This is a genomic window from Brevundimonas sp. UBA4553, assembly GCF_002387245.1.
Taxonomy (GTDB): domain Bacteria; phylum Pseudomonadota; class Alphaproteobacteria; order Caulobacterales; family Caulobacteraceae; genus Brevundimonas.
Map to the genome: position 1 here is coordinate 56909 of NZ_DGLD01000021.1, position 15997 is coordinate 72905.

The 15997-nt window shown below is 65.7% G+C and carries 16 protein-coding genes and 1 tRNA gene; 12 read left to right on the top strand and 5 right to left on the bottom strand.

Annotated features, from left to right (window positions below; genetic code table 11):
- The first annotated feature begins 1 nt into the window (after position 1).
- The 3 genes from B4A39_RS15395 (at position 2) to B4A39_RS15405 (ending at position 1553) form a co-directional block, all read left to right on the top strand.
- The gene (locus tag B4A39_RS15395; protein WP_292037458.1) at positions 2 to 715 is read left to right on the top strand and encodes an SOS response-associated peptidase; all 714 of its coding nucleotides are present in this window, start codon (positions 2 to 4) and stop codon (positions 713 to 715) included.
- Positions 716 to 782: 67 nt separating this feature from the next.
- A complete protein-coding gene (locus B4A39_RS15400; RefSeq protein ID WP_292037459.1) occupies positions 783 to 1001 on the top strand; it encodes a hypothetical protein in 219 nt (72 codons plus the stop codon).
- A 243-nt stretch (positions 1002 to 1244) separates the two neighbouring features.
- The gene (locus B4A39_RS15405; RefSeq protein WP_292037460.1) at positions 1245 to 1553 is read left to right on the top strand and encodes a hypothetical protein; all 309 of its coding nucleotides are present in this window, start codon (positions 1245 to 1247) and stop codon (positions 1551 to 1553) included.
- Between the two features lie 359 nt (positions 1554 to 1912).
- Here B4A39_RS15405 and B4A39_RS15410 read toward each other — a convergent pair whose 3' ends face one another.
- Positions 1913 to 2134: a hypothetical protein gene (locus B4A39_RS15410; protein ID WP_292037461.1), complete on the bottom strand. Its 222-nt coding sequence runs from the start codon at positions 2132 to 2134 to the stop codon at positions 1913 to 1915.
- 244 nt (positions 2135 to 2378) lie between these two features.
- Between B4A39_RS15410 and B4A39_RS15415 the strand changes: the two genes are divergently transcribed.
- On the top strand, positions 2379 to 2756 hold the full coding sequence (locus B4A39_RS15415; RefSeq protein ID WP_292037462.1) for a hypothetical protein: 378 nt from the start codon (positions 2379 to 2381) through the stop codon (positions 2754 to 2756).
- Positions 2757 to 3547: 791 nt separating this feature from the next.
- Positions 3548 to 4288, top strand: coding sequence for a hypothetical protein (locus tag B4A39_RS15420; protein WP_292037463.1), 741 nt, complete (start codon positions 3548 to 3550; stop codon positions 4286 to 4288).
- Between the two features lie 16 nt (positions 4289 to 4304).
- Here B4A39_RS15420 and B4A39_RS15425 read toward each other — a convergent pair.
- A tRNA-Cys gene (locus B4A39_RS15425) sits at positions 4305 to 4378 on the bottom strand.
- Between the two features lie 134 nt (positions 4379 to 4512).
- Here B4A39_RS15425 and B4A39_RS15430 point away from each other — a divergent pair.
- From B4A39_RS15430 to B4A39_RS15450, 5 genes are all read left to right on the top strand, one after another.
- Entirely contained in the window at positions 4513 to 5142 is a 630-nt protein-coding gene (locus tag B4A39_RS15430) for a protein-L-isoaspartate O-methyltransferase family protein (RefSeq protein ID WP_292037464.1), read from the top strand.
- 133 nt (positions 5143 to 5275) lie between these two features.
- Positions 5276 to 6808, top strand: a complete 1533-nt coding sequence (locus B4A39_RS15435) for a TolC family outer membrane protein (protein ID WP_292037466.1) — start codon at positions 5276 to 5278, stop codon at positions 6806 to 6808.
- A 173-nt stretch (positions 6809 to 6981) separates the two neighbouring features.
- Positions 6982 to 7560, top strand: a complete 579-nt coding sequence (locus B4A39_RS15440; protein ID WP_292037467.1) for a DUF2497 domain-containing protein — start codon at positions 6982 to 6984, stop codon at positions 7558 to 7560.
- Positions 7561 to 7641: 81 nt separating this feature from the next.
- Positions 7642 to 10392, top strand: coding sequence for a valine--tRNA ligase (locus B4A39_RS15445; protein ID WP_292037469.1), 2751 nt, complete (start codon positions 7642 to 7644; stop codon positions 10390 to 10392).
- Positions 10389 to 11129 (top strand): TlyA family RNA methyltransferase, encoded by a 741-nt coding sequence (locus tag B4A39_RS15450; RefSeq protein WP_292037470.1) that lies wholly within the window; start codon positions 10389 to 10391, stop codon positions 11127 to 11129. The genes B4A39_RS15445 and B4A39_RS15450 overlap by 4 nt, the downstream gene beginning before the upstream one ends.
- A gap of 67 nt (positions 11130 to 11196) precedes the next feature.
- Here the strand turns inward: B4A39_RS15450 and B4A39_RS15455 are convergent, their stop codons facing one another.
- Positions 11197 to 11841: a glycine zipper 2TM domain-containing protein gene (locus tag B4A39_RS15455; RefSeq protein WP_292037471.1), complete on the bottom strand. Its 645-nt coding sequence runs from the start codon at positions 11839 to 11841 to the stop codon at positions 11197 to 11199.
- Positions 11842 to 11997: 156 nt separating this feature from the next.
- On the opposite strand from B4A39_RS15455, the gene B4A39_RS15460 reads away from it, so the two are divergent.
- Both B4A39_RS15460 and B4A39_RS15465 read left to right on the top strand, forming a co-directional pair.
- On the top strand, positions 11998 to 13242 hold the full coding sequence (locus B4A39_RS15460) for a class I SAM-dependent RNA methyltransferase (protein WP_292037472.1): 1245 nt from the start codon (positions 11998 to 12000) through the stop codon (positions 13240 to 13242).
- Positions 13243 to 13251: 9 nt separating this feature from the next.
- Positions 13252 to 14415, top strand: a complete 1164-nt coding sequence (locus B4A39_RS15465) for a M24 family metallopeptidase (RefSeq protein WP_292037473.1) — start codon at positions 13252 to 13254, stop codon at positions 14413 to 14415.
- Here B4A39_RS15465 and B4A39_RS15470 read toward each other — a convergent pair.
- A complete protein-coding gene (locus B4A39_RS15470; RefSeq protein WP_292037475.1) occupies positions 14412 to 15479 on the bottom strand; it encodes a PA0069 family radical SAM protein in 1068 nt (355 codons plus the stop codon). The genes B4A39_RS15465 and B4A39_RS15470 overlap by 4 nt on opposite strands.
- 52 nt (positions 15480 to 15531) lie before the next feature.
- Entirely contained in the window at positions 15532 to 15912 is a 381-nt protein-coding gene (locus B4A39_RS15475; RefSeq protein ID WP_292037477.1) for a hypothetical protein, read from the bottom strand.
- Positions 15913 to 15997: the final 85 nt, after the last annotated feature.

Below are 15997 nucleotides of genomic sequence, written 5' to 3' on the forward strand. Positions count from 1 at the left end.
CATGTGCAACCTTTACCGCCAGCGCAGCGGTCCCCAGACAATTATGGATCTGGCGCAGGCCTTGCGCTCGAACGTCGGCAATTTGGAGCCGCGGGACATCTACCCTGACTACGCGGCGCCCATCGTGAGGACCGGCGCGGACGGCGTGCGGGAGTTGGTCGAAGCCCGTTGGGGAATGCCGTCGCCTCGGAACATCCTGATGGAGAAAACGGGCAAGCGCGCTGACAAACTGAGGGCCAAGGGCAGGATCATTGATCCTGCCGAGTTCGCCTCGATGCTGGAACTGGAGCCCGATACTGGCATCACCAATGTGCGACGCACGGACAGTCGCCACTGGCAACCCGATCTTACACCCGCAAATCGCTGCCTCGTGCCGTTCACCGCCTTCAGCGAGCCTGGGCGTGACGGTGATGGCAAGTACCAGCCCATCTGGTTCAAGCTCAACGTCGACGACCCCGACCCTCTCGCCTTTTTCGCCGGCATCCACCGCCTGGACTGGACTGGCGTGCGGAGAGCCAAGACAGGGCGCGAGACCATCGATCTTATGGCCTTTTTGACAACCGAACCCAGCGAGCCGGTGAAGTCGGTCCACCCCAAGGCCATGCCGGTGATCCTGACCGAGCCCGATGACATCGAGACGTGGATGACGGCGCCGTGGGAGATCGCGAAGGAGCTGCAGCGCGCTCTTCCTGACGACGCGCTTGTGGTCATCTGAGCGGCGGCTGTTGAGAACCCGCCCGAGCGCCTCGACGCAGTGGCCGAACCAGCTTTTACCGGCGCCCATGAAACGACTGACGCCGATCGAACACGCCCGGGCCAAGGGCAAGATCATCACGATGAGCCTGCCCGATCGTGGTCCTGAAGCCCGCGCCGGTAATCTGGCTTGGCTGGAGCAGAGGAACGGCGACGGCTGGTTCTACGTGAAGGGCGACAACTACGCGTTCGAGAAGCAGGCCGATGCGACAGCGTTCAAGCAGCGGGTCATGAGCGCATTGGTGTGATGGCGGCCCAGAGGTAGGCAGCCGGGCGCGGCCTTGGGTCACATGGCCGTGCTACGCCATTTGAGAACCAATGCGCTTTCCTGAGAAGGAGAATGCAAATGAAGTCGATTTCTCTCAAGGTGGTCATTGGTCTTGGGGTGAGCGCGCTTTTAGCTGCCCTGGCTCTGATAGTATGGGCTGGCTTCGCAATGTCAGCGCACGGGGGCTGACGGCTTATCGAAGCGCCAAACGGGGGCTGACGAGTTGCAGCGTAAAAAGCGCACCCTCGACGACGTGGAAGCTTTTGCGGACCGATTGGAGGGTCCGCTGGGAACGGCGTTGCGCGCGGTGGGGGCGACCATCGAGCGACGGTTAAGAGAGCGCGGCCAGGAATGGTCCGACCTCACCGATGTTGAAGTCGTGGATCTATTCGTGACGGCGTTAATGCAGACCGCCCCGGAGGCGTACCCCTCGATCGAGCGGAAGGTCGTTGAGGACTTAGTGTCCGCCATGGCCGATAACATCTACCTAGAACTGGCCGCTAATGCGGAAGGCAGTGCGTCGAAGAACTGATGCTTTGAAACGACAAATACACCCTCACCTCAGCGCAAAAAGCCCGGCCCTGCTGTCGGCGCGGACATGAAAGTGTCAGGAACCGGACACAGGATGGGCCGTTTTATTCGCACTGCCCACTCATGACGGATACGTGGAGGTTCGAATGTCCGGGAGCGCGACTGACCAACTTTTTCACAAGGTCGATGCGTTTCTTAAAGCCGCCTTGGCCGAGCGTGATCTCGCCGCCCGCGCCAGGCTGTTAGGCAAGGCTGTCTATTGGAACGAGATGCTCGCGAAGGCTAAAGGCCTGCCGGTTCGCAGTCGGAGTTAATCGGGCGGGTTCACCCGCGACCAGTCATCCACTTATGTCCCCGATCTTAGGCAACAGCGACCCGCGCTTCGAAAATGCATTCCCCGTTGGTGGCTGCAACGCCGACGGTGAGAGTCGTCAGGAGGCGCCCTTGGAAGGCGTAGTCCCTAAGAGCTTCCGACGTGGCCATCAGGGCCTGACCACGGGCCGCGCCATCATCAGCGGCGTATAGCTTCGACAGAAACGAGCGGCCGTCGATGACGATGCTGAAGTTATATACTCGGTCCATGGGTAGAGAACCTCTCGCGGCCCTAAGAGATCGAACTGTCGTGAAGCGGTCCCGCGACAACCGCAGCGCCTAGGCACGACGAGATCGGTCAGCTTGAGGGGGCGTAGGTCGCCTGAAACGACGAAAGCCCGCCCCGGCGAACCGGAGCGGGTCTATGCTTCGACTGATGAGCTTAGACTTTTAACCAAGACGGACGGCCGGGCGACGCGGGACCCATCCTGCACGAGATCGAGGCAGCAGGGACTTGGCGCAGACCCTTGACGTAGCTGAGCCGCATTCCAAATATCCGCCGCCTTCAATCTTCCTTGGAGATGCTTCGATGCGAACCATCGTCGTAGAACCTGCTGACGATGTCTGGTCCGTCAGCGTGGATGACGTTGAGCCCCAACTCTTCATGCGGGGAAGAGCGGCCGAAGAGGCCGCGAGAAATCTCGCCGAGTCCCTGGCCGCAGCAGGTGATACCGTCGAAATTAAGCTATTTCTGCGCAATGGCGAAAAGGCCGCCCGGTTCATTTGCCTTCCACCATGCCCTGATGAGGATAAGCCTCTCCTTGTGGGCGGCAGTCTGTTGGGACGCGCGGCGGCCGGCGATGACGACGGCACTGGGAGGGCCGCCGCCTAAAGGCGAGAAAGCCGGCCCCGGCGAACCGGCCCCTTTGGCCGGGGACCCAAAAACATCTAGCGGGCTTCTGGGCCTTCACCCCACGACGCCAATGGTTTAGCTCACGACTGCGCCGGTCTTCGTAATGTATTCCGCCGGCAGGTTGGAGGGATTTATGTCACGCCTACTCTTGGCTGGCCTGCTTTCGCTGGCTTCGATGTCAGCCGCTCATGCCCAGACGGCAACCCGGTTTGACCTCCAGTGTGACATCACGCAGCGGGTTCTCGGAGGATCCCGAGAGGTTGAACCCGTCCTGAGGAAGTGGCGGCTGCGGATAGACCTTTCACGAAAGGTTTGGTGCACTGATGAATGTCCTAACGTGTCTGATGTGGGGGATGTCACCAGCTCGCAAATTCACCTGCTGAACCCACTGACCGACGGCATAAGGATCAATCGGATCACCGGGCTGTTGGAGACAACACCCTCAAGAAAGCTCGGTATGATTTGGACGTTGTCAGGCCAGTGCACTCGGGCACCGTACACAGCCATTCCCCAGCAAGCATTCTAAACGGTCTCTGCAACTGCTCGGCGGGAGAAGGCTTCAGGCCGCCGAACGCCGGACGACGGATGTATTCGCCTTTCGCATCCTTGCCCCAAGCGCCGCCTTCTCCGACCCAGCTTTTGAGAATGAACTGGTAGAGGCCGGAAGCCGTCGACGTCGACGCCTGGACATAGGGCCGGTCGGCGGGCTTCGCATCCAGGCGATGGCAGCGCCACAGATCAGCGACCACATTTTCCGTTGGCGCGATGAGATGGCGAAGACCTCGCCGCGCCAAGCGGACTATGCCGTCTCCGTTCTCGGGGCGATGCTCACGTGGTGCAAACGCCGCGGCCTGATCGCCGAGAACCGAGCGAGCGGGGTGGGAGACACCTACAGCAGCAATCGCCGCGGCAAAGTCTGGTCGCCCGCCGACGAAGAGGCGCTTCACAAGCACGCCCATGACTCGCTGCGCCACATTGCCGTGTTCGCCATTGAAACCGGCCTAGCACAGCAGGACTTGCTGGCCCTCCCGAAGACGGCGATTCGCGGCAATGTCATCGTGACCCGGCGCTTAAAGAACGGCACCGATGTTGCGATCCCGATTTCGCCTCGCCTGGCCAACGTCATCAACGAGCTGCCGCAGAGCGATTCGGGGCATGTCCTGAACAAGCCTGACGGCAAGCCATGGGACGCCAAGGGCAACGGTATTCGCTCGGCCTTCCGTGATGCATGCGCCCTGGCGAAGATCGCCGGCCTGACCTTCCACGACCAGCGCGGGACCTATGTGACGCGCCGCCGAGCGATGGGCTGGACGGCCGAGGAAACGGCGCTGACGACAGGTCACAAGGTGGCCGGCGAGCAGGGCGCTCAGTCGTCCTACGTAGACCGCCAGACGGTCGCGATCGCCAATGCCGAGCGGCTCTGGGCACGATGCTATGGGCCAGACAGTGAACAAGCCCTGCAAACTGATCTGCAAACCAGAAACAAGAAAGCCGCCCAGAAGGGCGGCTAACTGTTTGTAATCGCGATGGAGGCCTGACCGGGAATCGAACCCGGGTGCAAGGATTTGCAGTCCTCTGCGTCACCACTCCGCCATCAGGCCATCTGGACCCCAAATCAGGGGCCCGAACCATCGCGAGGGGCGTCAGCTATCAGATCGGATTGTCGGCTGCAACGCACGGACCTATAAGCGCCGCAGATTTCTTCGCTTACGCCGACCTAAAGGACCACGGAACCATGGATTTCGCCGCTGCACGCAAGGTCATGCTGGACTCGCAGGTCCGTGTGAACGACGTCACGGACCGTGACCTGCAGGCTGCTTTCGGCGCTGTTGAACGCGAGCGATTCTGCGCCGCGGACCGCGCCTTCTCCGCCTATGCCGACATTGAGCCGGAGGTCACGGGCGATCGCCGCCTGATGCTGCCGCGCGATCTGGGCAAGCTGATGCAGGCGCTGGACGCGCGCGCCGGCGAGAAGGCGCTGGTCATGGCCGGTCCCTACGCCGCCGCCGTTCTGGCGCGCATGGGGCTGTCGGTGACGGCGCAGGATTCGGACGCGGCCGTGTTCGAGGTGACCGGCGCCGCCCTGGCTGATGAAGGCGTTTCGACGGTCGTCGCGCCGCTGAGCCAGCCGCAGGGCGAGGGTTATGACCTGATCGTCAGCGAGGCCGCCGTGCCGGCGCGTCCCGAAGCCTGGATCGCCGCCCTGCGTCCGGGCGGTCGTCTGGCCGTGGTCGAGCGTTCGGGCGCAGTCGGCAAGGCGGTGCTTTATGTGCGCGGCCGTGAAGGGGTTTCGCGTCGGGAGCTGTTCGACGCCATGCCGCCGGTTCTGGCCGAACTGATCCCGGCGCCCGCCTTTGCGCTCTAGTCGCGGTCGGCGACGGACATCATCGTCGCCAGCGTGAAAAAAACTTAACTGGCGCAGGACGAGCGGAGTCTCCAACTACGCCATTCAGGCATTACGGGGCGCGCCGTCGGGGGCGTCAGGCAGGAATAGGTTCATGTTGAAACGCTCGCGCGCGCTCGCTTCGGTTGGTCTGGTCGCCCTTGCTGTGGGGGGCGCTGCGGCTCCGGCGGCGGCTGAGACCCTGCAGGAAGCCATCGGCCTGGCCTATCGCACCAATCCCACGCTGCTGGCGCAGCGCGCCACTCAACGCGCGCTGGACGAGACCATTGTCCAGGCGCGCGCGGGCCTGCGTCCGACCATCAGCGCCTCGGCCGGGGTGGATTATGTTCGCACTCGCGTGCAGGGCGGCCAGCTGATCGACACGGACGGCGACGGCATTCCGGACGAGGTCGCCCGCACGGGGACGACGGAAGACGACGGCGCCACCGCCAGCGTGAGCCTGTCCCAGAACATCTGGACGGCGGGACGCACGGCGCGCGGCATCGACGCGGCGGAAGCCAACGTCCGCGCCGGTCGCGAGAATCTGCGCGACATCGAGCAGCAGGTGATGGCCTCGGTCGTTCAGGCCTATGCGGACGTCGTGCGCGACATGGAGATCCTGCGCATCCGGCAGGAGAACATCACGGTCCTGCGTCGTCAGCTGGACGAATCCAACGCCCGCTTCGAAGTGGGCGAGATCACCCGCACCGACGTGGCTCAATCCGAAGCTCGTTTGGCCCAGTCGGACGCCGATCTGGCCAACGCCCAGGCGCAGCTGTCGGTGTCGCGCGCCGCCTACGCCGCCGTCGTCGGCCAGGCGCCGACCAATATGGAAACCCTGCCGGTTCTGCCGGGCCTGCCGGCTGATTTCGACGGCGCCCTGGATGTGGCGCTGATCGAGAACCCCGGCGTGCGGGCGGCGACCTACGCCCTGCAGGCGGCCGAGGCCAATGTGGCGGCTGCGCGCTCCGAATACCTGCCGTCGGCGCGCCTGCAAGCCTCCTATGGCGGCACGGCGAACGACCTGTCCGGCTTCGACCTGAGCGATCGCACCAGCTTCACCGCCGGCGCAAGCGTCTCCGTGCCCCTGTTCACGGGCGGCCTGAACCGGTCGCGCGTGGCGCAGGCGCTGGAGCGCGCCAACGCCGCCCAGATCAGCGTCGAGGGCGAGCGTCGCGGCGTGCTGCAGAGCGTCAGCTCGGCCTACGCCCAGACCGTGGCCGCCAAATCGACCCTGCAAGCCGGTGAACAGGCTGTTCGTGCAGCCTCGGTCGCGGCCGAGGGCGTGCGTCAGGAAGCCCAGGTCGGACTGCGCACCACGCTGGACGTGCTGAACCAGGAGCTGGAGCTGCGCTCGGCCCAGGTCACCCTGGCCAGCGCCAACCGCAACCAGTACGTGGCCCAGGCCCAACTGCTGGCCGCCATGGGACGCCTGGGCGGACCCAACCTTGATCCGTCGATCGACGCCTATGACGCCGAGGCCAACTATAACGCCGTGCGCAATCGCGGCGGCCTGCCGTGGGACGGCGTGGTCGAGACCCTGGATCGCGTCGCAGCGCCGGGAATCACCCCCGCGACCGACGTCGAGGACGCGCCGATCGACGCCCAGTTGAAGAGCGAAGTCGTTCGCACCGCTCCGGGAAATTGACGTCGGATTAGCGTCACAGGGGAAAAACGTTCGTTGATTCTGACGGGCGTTGGTGCGACGACAGAGACAAGGGGAGGGCGAGTCTGTTTGTCCGGCCCTGATCGTCGCGCGCCGCCCGGCGCCTGTCGGCGGTCCCTATCAGGTTCAGCCCCGCTTCGCCCCAAGGTTCTGCCATGACCGACCAGACCGCCCAGGAACCGACGATGGAAGAGATTCTGGCGTCGATTCGCCGGATCATCTCTGAAGACGACGCGCCGGCGGAAACCGCTGCTGCTGCGCCGGAACCCGCTGTCGAGGTCGCCCCTGAGCCGGTGGTCGAGATTGCGGCTGAAGCTCCTGCGCCGACCCCGGCCGAGGACGAGGTTCTGGAACTGACCGAACGTTATGAGGCGCCGGCGGCCGAATCGATCGGCGATCTGGACGTCGCCGACGTGGCGCCGTTCCCAGCCGCCCAGCCGGAGCCCGCGCCGGAGCCTGTCGCCGCGCCGGATTATGATTCCCTCGTCGGCGAAAGCGCCGCCGCCAGCGCCGCATCTGCCTTCGCCGGTCTGGCCGCCACCTTCCAGAAGCCGGAAGCGCCCGTCGGGTCCGCGCCGCAGGACCTGCCCTTCGTCAGCGGCAATACGGTCGAGGCCATGGTTCAGAACATGCTGCGTCCGATGCTGAAGGACTGGCTGGACGCCAACCTGCCGGGCATCGTCGAGGCCCAGGTACGCAAGGAAGTCGAACGCATCGCCCGCAACGCCGGCTAGCCCTTCGCTTCACCAGACACTAAGTCATTGAGGGCGGCTCCGGCGGGGCCGCCCTTTCGCATTTCACGAAACGACATTCCTATGCTTGAGAAGACTTTCGAACCCCAGGCCGCCGAACCGCGCCTCTACGCCCAGTGGGAAGAGAGCGGCCTGTTTGCGCCGCGCGCCGCCAAGGCCACGGACGGGGCTGCCGACGCCTATTCGATCGTCATCCCGCCGCCGAACGTGACGGGCTCGCTGCACATCGGCCACGCCCTGAACAATACGCTGCAGGACATCCTGGCGCGCTATCACCGGATGAAGGGCAAGGCCGTGCTGTGGCTGCCCGGCACCGACCACGCCGGCATCGCGACGCAGATGGTGGTCGAGCGTCAGCTGGCAGCGGCGGGGAACGTCGGGCGGCGCGACATGGGCCGCGAGGCCTTCATGGACAAGGTCTGGGAGTGGAAGGCGGAATCGGGCGGGACCATCGTGCGCCAGCTGCGCCGTCTGGGCTCTTCCTGTGACTGGTCGCGCGAGCGTTTCACCCTGGACGAGGGGCTGAACGCCGCTGTCCGCAAGGTCTTCGTCAAGCTGCATCAGGACGGCCTGATCTATCGCGACAAGCGTCTGGTGAACTGGGACCCGCATTTCCAGACGGCCATCTCCGACCTGGAGGTCGAACAGCGCGAGCAGGACGGCCACTACTGGCACTTCGCCTATCCCCTGGCCGACGGCGTCACCTATGAGCATCCGATCGCCTTCGACGAGGACGGCAAGGCGACCGAGTTCGAGACCCGCGACTTCATCGTCGTGGCCACGACGCGGCCGGAAACCATGCTGGGCGATACGGGCGTGGCGGTTCACCCCGAGGACGAGCGTTACGCGGGTCTGGTCGGCAAGGACGTGATCCTGCCGATCACCGGGCGTCGCATTCCCATCGTCGCCGACGACTATGCCGATCCGACCAAGGGGTCCGGCGCGGTGAAGATCACCCCGGCGCACGACTTCAACGACTTCGGCGTCGGCAAGCGCGCCGGTCTGGCTGCGCTGAACGTGATGGACGCCTTCGCGCGCATCACCAATGAAGACGTGCTGGAAATCCCCGCCGATCTGGTGGGCCTGGACCGCTTCGCCGCGCGCAAGGCCATCGTCGCCCGCGCCGAGGAAGAGAAGTGGCTGCGCGAGATCGAGAAGACCAAACACGTCGTCCCGCACGGCGACCGCTCGGGCGTGGTCATCGAGCCGTGGCTGACGGATCAATGGTACGTCGACGCACACACGCTCGCTCAACCGGCGCTTAAGGCGGTCGAGGAGGGGGCGACGGTCTTCGAACCCAAGTCCTACGAGAAGATCTACTTCGAGTGGCTGCGCAACATCGAGCCCTGGTGCATTTCGCGCCAGCTGTGGTGGGGTCACCGCATTCCGGCCTGGTACGGTCCGAACGGCGAGATCTATGTCGCCGAAACGGAAGAGGACGCCCGCGAACAGGCGCTGGCCGACTACGACTCCGAGGTCGTGCTGACGCAGGACGAGGACGTTCTGGACACCTGGTTCAGCTCGGCCCTGTGGCCCTTCTCGACCATGGGCTGGCCCGAGAAGACCGAGGATCTGGAGCGCTTCTACCCGACCAGCGATCTGGTCACGGCGGCGGACATCATCTTCTTCTGGGTCGCCCGGATGATGATGATGGGCCTGCACTTCATGGACGGCGAGGCGCCGTTCAAGCGCGTCATCATCAATGGTCTGGTCCGCGACGAGAAGGGCCAGAAGATGTCGAAATCCAAGGGCAACGTCATCGACCCGCTGGGCATCATCGATGAGCTGGGCGCCGACCCGCTGCGCTTCACCATGGCCATCCTGTCGGGCACGCGCGACATCAAGTTGTCGAAGCAGCGCATTGAAGGTTATCGCAATTTCGGCACCAAGCTGTGGAACGCCGCCCGCTTCAGCCAGATGAACGAGGCCAAGCGCGTCGAGGGCTTTGATCCCGCGACGGTCGAGCAGACCATCAACCGCTGGATCCGCGGTGAGTTGACCAAGGCCGAGCGCGCCGTGTCGGAAGCCATCGAAGGCGGTCGTTTCGACGACGCGGCGGGCGCTCTGTACCGCTTCGTCTGGAACGTCTTCTGCGACTGGTATCTGGAACTGGCCAAGCCGGTGTTCAACGGCGCCGATGAAGCCGCCAAGGCCGAGACGCGCGCCATGACGGCCTGGACCATCGACCAGACGTTGAAGCTGCTGCATCCGGTCATGCCCTTCATCACCGAAGAGCTGTGGGCCGAACTGGGCAAGGAAGGTCCGGCACGCGAGAGCCTGCTGATCGGGGCCGAATGGCCGGCCCTGCCGGACGCCTTTATCGACGCCTCGGCCGAGGCCGAGATCGGCTGGCTGGTTGATCTGGTCGGTGAAATCCGCGCCCTGAGGGCCGAGATGAACGTGCCGCCGTCGGCCAAGCCGCCGCTGGCCTTTGTCGCGCCCGACGCCGTGACCGCAGAGCGCATCGCGCGCCACCGCGAACTGCTGCTGACCCTGGGCCGCGTGTCGGAAATCGCCGTGGCCGAGGCCGCGCCCGCGGGAGCCGTGACCTTCGTTTCGGGCGGGACGACGGCGGCGCTGTCGCTGGCCGGGATCATCGACCTGACCGCTGAACGCGCGCGTCTGGAGAAGGAGATCGCCGTCTTCGAGAGCGACATCGGTCACGTGAACAAGAAGCTGGGCAATCCCAACTTCGTGTCGCGCGCCGCGCCGGAAGTCGTGGACGAACAGCGCGCCAAGCTGGCCGAGGCCGAAGAGGGCAAGGTCAAGCTGCAAGCCGCTTTGGCGCGTCTGGACGCGATGGCGGGCGCGTGAGGAAGGTCCGTCTGGATCAGCTTCTGGTCACGCTTGGTCTGGCGGAAAGCCGGGCCAAGGCCAAGGCGGCGGTGGAGGCGGGCGGCGTCACCGTGGACGGCGCGCCCGCCAAGGCGGCCTCGCAGACGGTCAATGAAGACGCGGAGATCGGTTACGCGGCCGCCCACCGGTGGGTCGGGCGCGGGGCGCTGAAGCTGGAACGGGCGTTGGATCTGTGGCCGGTTGCAGTCGAGGGCCGGACGGTGCTGGACGTCGGCGCCTCGACCGGCGGCTTCACCGAGGTCTGTCTGGATCGGGGGGCGGCCCGGGTCTTCGCCGTCGATGTCGGTTTCGGCCAGATGCATCCGAAGGTCGCCGCCGATCCGCGCGTGATCAATCTGGAGCGGACGGACGCGCGTGAGCTGACGTCGGCGATCATCACCGAGGCACCGTCGCTGGTCGTCTGCGACGCCAGCTTCATCGGCTTGTCGAAGGTGCTGCCCGTCGCTCTGGATCTGGCGGCGCCGGACGCGGACCTGATTACCCTGGTCAAGCCGCAGTTCGAGGGCGCGGGCCCAAAAGACGCCGGCAAGAAGGGCGTGGTCAAGGATCCCGAGGCCCATGTCGCGGCGGTCGAAGGCGTGCGCGCCTGGCTGGAAAGCGCCGGCTGGTCTGTGAGGGAGACGGTGGAGAGCCCGATCACGGGCGGCGACGGCAACGTCGAGTTCCTGATGTGGGCGCAGCGACGGGTTGAGTAAAAATGCAGAGGGCCGCCGGTGATCCGGCGGCCCTCTTCACGTCGTGGATCGACAGGGGGGCTGAAACTTAATCCACGACGCGATAGCGGCCGTCCTGGTCGGGGCAGGTGCGCACGTAGCGCGTCTCGCTGCGACCGTCGGGCAGGCGAATGACGCTCTCGGCGAGGCGGCATCCGTCGTTGCTGTTCTGATAGCGATAGTCCGGGGCGGGCTGACTGTAGCCCTGGTCGTACTGCCCGTCGTTGCGGCCGTACGCGTAATACCGGTTGTCGTAGCCGGAGTTGTCATAGCCGTAGGCGGGCGGGATGTAGGTCTGGCCGTATGGCTGGCTGTAGCTGTTGTAGCCATAGCTCGACGACCGGTAACGCGGGTCGCAGTTGGCCGCGGAATTATTGCCGACTCCGGCGCCGATCGCCGCGCCGAGGACGCCGCCCAGAACGCTGCCTTCGGTCCGACGTCCACGCGCCGCGAGCTGGGAGCCGACCACGGCGCCGATGGTGGCGCCGACCAGACCGCCGGTGGCGGTCCGCGTCCGTTGATCACTGACGCAGGGGTCGTAGTAGCCGCCTTGCGAGCCGTAGTTGTTGTAGGCGGGCGGGTAGCCATAGCCATAGGTCTGGGCGCTGACGACGCCCGGAACCATAAGCGACCCTGTCACCGCCAGGGCGGCGACGGCCGTGGCGGAAGCCCATTTTGACAGATGACCGATCATCATTCGTATCCCTGCGACAGAACCCTGAGCTGAACGGCTGCGGCGCGCTGTCTGTTGCATCCAGAGATAGGCGGGCGAAGCTGAACGGCTTTTGATCGCGTCGTTCATCTTCGTTCAGGTTTCAGATTTCGGACAGGACCGGCTAGAAGCCGCGCCATGACGCAGACGCTGACCATCGCCCGCATGGGCCATCAGGGCGACGGGATCGCCGACACGCCCCATGGCCTCGTATTCGTGCCCGGCGCCCTGCCGGGAGAAACGGTCTCGGCCGAGGTGAAGGACGGACGGGCCGAACAGTTCGACCTGATCGAGGCTAGTCCGGATCGCCGCCCCATCCATTCCGAGACCTATGCCGAGTGCGGCGTCGCGCCGATGCAGCACTGGGCGGACGAACCCTATCTGGCGTGGAAGCGGGACATCGTGATCCAGACGCTGGCGCGGGAAGGGATCGAGACCGAGGTCGAGGCGACGGTCGCCGTGCCCCAGGCCAGCCGCCGCCGTCTGGCCCTTCACGCGCGCAGCGGACCGGGCGGACGCGTCCTTCTGGGGTTCAAGGCGCGGCGCTCGTGGCGGCTGGTCGAGCTGACGGACTGCCCCGTATCGCACCCGGCGCTGACGGCGGCGTTGCCGGCCCTGGCCAGGGTGGCGGCCCCCTTCCTGGGCCATCCCAAGTCGGCGCCGACCCTTCATGTCACCCTGACGGACACCGGGCTGGATGTGGATGTGACAGGCGTCGAGAAGAAGTCGGGCGGGTTGACCGCCGACGTGACCGCGCGCGCGATCGCGGCGGCGGCCGAGGCCGATCTGGCGCGTCTCAGCCTGGACGGGGACACCCTGGTGATGGCGCGACAGCCTCGCGTCACCTTTGGCCGGGCCACCGTGCCCCTGCCGCCCGGCGCATTTCTGCAGGCCGCGCCAGCCGCCGAAGCCGCCATGGTCAGCCGGGCGGTGGACGCGGTTAGGGGGGCCAAGAAGGTCGCCGACCTGTTCTGCGGCGCCGGCACCTTCACCTTCCCTCTGGGAGAGGTGGCCAGCGTCGTGGCGGCGGATTCGTCGGCGGCCTCCATCGCGGCGCTGAAGGCCGGCGTGTCGACCGCCCAGGGCCTCAAGACCATCGAGGCCCAGGCGCGCGACCTGTTCCGCCGTCCCCTGTCGCCCTATGATCTCAAGGGCTGCGAGGCCATTGTGATCGACCCGCCGCGAGCGGGCGCGCGAGAGCAGACCGAGCAACTGCCGGGCACGAAGGCGGGCCTAGTCGTCGGCGTGTCGTGCAATCCGCAGACCTTCGCGCGTGACGCGCGCATCCTGATCGACGCCGGCTTCAGGCTGGAAAAGGTCACGCCGATTGACCAGTTCCTGTGGTCCACCCATGTCGAACTGGTCGGTCTGTTCCGCCGCTAGAGTGTAGCCATGTCCTTTATCGCGCCCGCCGCCATGCCCATCAGCCGCAATGAGCGGCGCAGCCGCATCGAAGCCCTGGCGGGTGTGCTCGAGGCGCAGGGGCTCGAGGCGCTGCTGCTCGGCTCCACTACGTCGCTACGCTATTTCACCGGTCTGGACTGGCATCCGTCCGAGCGGCTGCTGGGCGCGCTGATCCACGCCGACGGGCGGGTGGAGTATGTCTGCCCGCGTTTCGAGCTGGACAAGGTCATGGGTCTGACAATGGCCGACGGCGCCGTTCCCGGTAAGATTCTGACGTGGCAGGAAGATGAGAACCCTTACGCTCTCGTCGGCGGGCGCCTCTCCTCGGGCGGACGACTGGCGGTGGACGAACTGGTCGGGGCCTTTGTCTGGCTGGGTCTGGCGCGGACCCTGGGTCAGGAGCGCCTGGTTGATGGCGGCCCGCTGACCACACGGTTGCGCAGCATCAAGTCGAGCGCGGAAATCGCGCTGCTGACGCGCGCCAAGGCCATTACGCTGGAGGTTCAGCGTCGGACGCGCGACTGGTTGCAGGAGGGCGTCCTGACGTCCGAGGTGAAGGGCTTCATTGACGCCGAACACCGCAGGCTGGGCGGAGAGGGCGGCTCGTGGTTTTGCCTGGTCTCGTTCGGCGACGACACCTGTCTGCCGCACGGGGGCGAGGGGGATCGGGCGCTGAAGGCCGACGACGTGGTGCTGATCGACACCGGCACGCTGGTGGACGGCTATCACTCGGACATCACGCGGACCTATGTGTTCGGCGAGCCCACGGCCGAGTTCCGGCGGGTCTGGGAGCACGAAAAGCAGGCGCAGGCCCTGGCTTTCGAGGCCGCGCAGCTCGGCGCCAGCTGCGAGAGCGTAGACGCTGCGGCGCGCGATTATCTGACCGCGCAGGGTTATGGCCCCGACTATCGTCTGCCGGGCCTGCCGCATCGGACCGGACACGGCATCGGCCTGGATATCCACGAAGCGCCCAATCTGGTGCGAGGCGACCGGACGGTGCTTCAGGCCGGGATGTGCTTCTCGAACGAGCCCATGCTGGTGATCCCGGGCCAGTTCGGCGTGCGGTTGGAGGATCACTTCTACCTGACGGAACAGGGACCGGCGTGGTTCACCCTGCCGTCGCACAGCCTGGATGATCCGTTCGGCGTCTAGCCGAACAGCTCCAACTGGGGTCTCATCTCGGCGGGGACGCGGAACTGCGTCACATCAAGCGGTGTGCGGGGCGCATCGAGACCGTAGCGCTTGATCGCGGCCTTGAACCGGGCGGCGATCAGGTCGGCGACGGGGCCGGTTCCCTTCATGCGCTGGGCCCAGTCGGGGTCGTAGTCCTTGCCGCCGCGCGTCTGGCGGATCAGGGACATGACGCGGGCCGCGCGCTCGGGCCGGGCGTCGGCCAGCCATTCGCGGAACAGGTCCTTGATTTCCAGCGGAAGGCGCAGGGTCACATACATGGCCGAGCTCGCGCCGGCCTTCTGCGCCGCTTCGAGGATGGCTTCCATCTCGTGGTCGTTGAGGCCGGGAATGACGGGGGCGAAGCCGACGCCGACCGGGCAGCCGGCCTCGGCCAGTCGGCTGATCGCCTCCAGACGCTTGGCGGGAGTGGAGGCGCGCGGCTCCATCGCTCGCGCCAGGCCGCGATCCAGGGTGGTGATCGACACGAAGGCCGAGGCCAGGCCTTCGCGGCCCATGGGACCCAGAATGTCGGCGTCGCGGGCGATCAGCACCGACTTGGTGATGATGCTGAACGGGTGGTTGAAGCGCTGCATGACCTGCAGGATCGAGCGCGTCGATTGGGTCTCACGCTCGATCGGCTGATAGGGATCGGTGTTGCCGCCTATGTGGATGCGCTTGCAGACGTATCGGGGCTTGGCGAGCTCCTGTTCCAGCAGACTCGCCGCGTGGGGCTTGAAGAAGATCCGGCTCTCGAAATCCAGACCCGGGGATAGGCCCATCCAGGCATGGGACGGACGGGCGTAGCAGTAGATGCAACCATGTTCGCAGCCCTTGTAGGGGTTGATGGAGCGATCGAAGCCGACGTCGGGACTGGTGTTCCTGGCGATGATGGTGCGCGCGTGTTCCGGTGAGAGGGTGGTGCGCAGCGGCGCGGCCGCTTCGTCCTGATCCGTCCAGCCGTCGTCGAATTCCTCGCGCCGGTCGGCTTCATACCGGCCCGAGTTGTTGGAGCGTGCGCCGCGTCCTTTCATCGCCGTCTTCATGAGACGAGGATGGCACAGGATTGGAACAAAGCAAGAACAAAAACTCGAGCGTCTATCGGTCAGGACGGGCGAGGATTTCCAGGACCGGACGCGCCTGATCGTTCGCGTCGCCCGGTTCAAAGGTCGGCTGAGGGACGCCAAAGGCGCGCAGGGCCAGAGCAACGGACTCAGCGCGGCGGCCCTGCAGGTTGGTGGTGGACGGCTCAGGCAGACCGATCACCTTGAAGGCGACGCCGGGGCATTCTTTCGTCGCGCGCGCTGGCCACTCCATCGAAACTGTGGGCCGCAGGGTCGGGGCCTCTTCGTTGAAGTAAAGGGCGAGAATGCCGTTCGTGCACGGGCTTCTTTGCGTAGATGCGGTCGCCGCGACGGGCGGCCTCGGCGCGCATCCGATGAGAGCCAGGGTCGACAGGAGTAGGGCGAGGCGGCGCATCTCGTGATCCTTGCGAGGCGGCGGGATGGCCGCGAGCGTGGCATGGTTCGGAGCGTAACGGGAACCGTGTTCCGCGAGGGCTGCG